Genomic DNA, 2,336 nt, shown 5'->3' on the forward strand with positions numbered 1-2,336 from the left:
GGCGGGACCGGCGACGCGGCGAACATCCTCAACAACGGCGCCGGCACCCTCACGGTCGACATTGCGGGCGCGAGCAACTCCACCGGCGGCCATGGCATCTACGTTCGCGATACAGCCCTTGGCGGCGACATTGGCGTCACCACAGGTGCCGTGAGCGCGCTGGCCGGAACCGCAATCGACGTGCAGACCCGGTCGGAGACCAGCAATCTCGACGTGACGGCCAACGGCGCAATCGATGGCCGCAGCGGGATTTCTGCCGTAAACTTGGGCGGGGGCACGCTCACGGTGACGGCGGCTGGTCCGGTCACCGCGACTGGCGGCGGCAGTGGCGGCATCTTTGCGCAGGGCAGTGGCGGCAATATCAAGGTGACTGCGGGCGACGTCACCGCCACCGGGTTTGCAGGCATCACCGCCCAAATGGTCTTCGCAGCGACTGCGGCCACGGTCGATGTGACCACAGGCAATGTCTCTGGCACGAGGGGCATCGCCGCGACCACTGGCGGCACGGGCGCGATCACCGTCACCACGGCCGGCATGATCACCGGCACCCTCTCCGAGGGCATTCTGGCGGCCGGCGGCGGCGCAGTGACAGTGAATGCCGCCAACACGGTGACCGGCGCGACCGATGGCCTGGAGCTGATCGCCGGCACCGGCGGCGCTGGCGATATCTTGGTCACCGGGGCCGGCGGTTTCGCCGGCGGCAGCGGCGATGCAGCCAACATCCTCAACAATGGTTCCGGCACGGTCAGCGTCAACATCTCAGGCGCCAGCAGCTCGATGGCAGGCAAAGGCATTGTGGTGCGCGATACCGCCGCAGGCGGCGCCATCACTGTCACCACCGGCGCGGTAACGGCGCTGGCCGGCAGCAAGGACGCCATCGATATCCAGGCGCAGTCGACGACCGGCAATGTCACGGCGCTGGCGAACGGCGACATTAAGTCGGGCAATGCCGGCATCGTCACCGCGATCTTCCCAGCTGCCGCAACTGGCAACATCAACGTGACGGCCAATGGTGCCATCGGCGCACGATTCGGCGTCGACGCGGAGAACTTAGGCTCCGGCTCGACGACGGTGAAGACGGTCGGTCCGGTAACCGCGACGTCGGGCAATGGTGTCTACGCGCGCACCACCGGCGGCAGTGTGTTGGTGAACGCCGGCGCGGTGTCCTCAACGGGCAATACGGCGATCATCGCGCGTCAGACCAACGCGGCGGGCGCCGGCACAGTTGGTGTGACGACCACCGGCGCGGTGTCGGGCCTGACCGGCATCGAAGCGACTAATAGCGGCACCGGCACGGTCACGGTGACTGCCAACAGCGCGGTCACCGGCACTGCCGCCGAAGGCATCAAGGCAACCGGCGCCGGCGTGGTGAACGTCAATGTTGCCGGCACGGCCAGCGGCGTAGCGCGCGGTGTGACGGTGACGGGTTCCAGCGGCACCATCACCAATACGTCGGTTGGTACGATCCGCAACAGCTCCGGGCTGCTGACCGACTCAGCGCTCGTGGCCACCGGCGGGCCGTTCGTCCTTGCCAACGCAGGTTTCATCACCGGTACGGTGACCTTTGGCGCTGCTGCTGACACATTCAACAACAACGGCACTTGGCGCACGGCGGGCGGCACCAGCGATTTCGGCGGCGGCGGCGGCGGCGACACGATGACCAATGGTCCCGGGAGCATCGTCGATGCTGCCGGAGTGGGCGGTATCGCGACAACCAACTTCACCAACCTGGCGATGTTCGTGAATCAAGGCCGCACGACGGTGGTCAACGGCTTCGCCGGCGATGTGCTCAACACGAGCGGCAATGCGCAGTTCGATGGAAGCTCGATCTATGCGGTCGATATCGGGGGCCTCAATCAATCGGACAAGTTTGTCTCGACTGGCACGACGACGCTGGCTGCCGGTTCCACTCTTGAAGTCCATATGGTGGGCAACCTGCAAGTCGGCGCGCAATACAAGGTGCTCACCGCCGACGGCGGCTTGACCGGCGAATTCGGTTCGGTGACCGGCGTCACCAATACCGCATTCCTGTCGGTGACCGACACCTACGACGCCAACAACGCCTATCTCGACGTGGCCAAGGTGCGTGACTTCGCCGATGCCGGGCTGACGCCGAACCAGATCGCCACGGGCGAAGGGCTGGACAGGCTGACTAGCGGGGCTGTGTTCGGCGCCGTCGCCGGGTTGGCCACCGATGCCGAGGCACGCACTGTCTTCGACCAGCTGTCTGGCGAAATCCATGCCTCGGCCAAGGGCATGCTGGTCGAGGACAGCCGCTTCGTCCGCGATGCGGCCACTTCTCGTATCCGCGCCGCTTTCGGCGACGGCAGCACCGC

Annotated in this window: 1 pseudogene; it reads left to right on the plus strand. The window is 66.4% G+C overall.

The window, feature by feature from the left end:
• Positions 1 to 2,336 (plus strand): annotated as a pseudogene (locus M729_RS01000000136260) (autotransporter outer membrane beta-barrel domain-containing protein); the annotation flags it as partial.

The organism is Mesorhizobium sp. WSM1293 (assembly GCF_000513875.1).
In the GTDB taxonomy this organism is placed as follows: domain Bacteria; phylum Pseudomonadota; class Alphaproteobacteria; order Rhizobiales; family Rhizobiaceae; genus Mesorhizobium; species Mesorhizobium ciceri.